The 334-nt window shown below is 47.3% G+C and carries 1 pseudogene; it reads right to left on the minus strand.

Annotated features, from left to right (window positions below):
• Window positions 1–334: pseudogene (locus SB756_RS28775) on the minus strand (hypothetical protein); the annotation flags it as partial.

Genomic DNA, 334 nt, shown 5'->3' on the forward strand with positions numbered 1-334 from the left:
CAAACGAAATACCGTTTAGCTCATCGCCATTACCCAGAGTTTTACCTGCTTGCTTAACGATTAAGTACTTTAATGTACCTGAGTTATCATCTGCAACATCGCCACCAAACTGGCCGGCGTCACCTTCAGCAGATACACCACAGTTAGCTAGCTCGTCGGCTGTTGCTTCACCTTGTTGGTCGCCACATGAGTTAGCCGGTGCATTACCTAATAATACTAAGCCGCCCCATTGACCAATCGTTGTTTCGCCACCCGTTACATCTTGAATAGATGTCATGGTGATTGGCTGAGTTGCTGTGCCTACGGCCTCAATTTTTGAACCACGACGAACAAC

This window comes from Pseudomonas sp. SIMBA_068, assembly GCF_046534705.1.
Lineage (GTDB): Bacteria > Pseudomonadota > Gammaproteobacteria > Pseudomonadales > Pseudomonadaceae > Aquipseudomonas > Aquipseudomonas putida.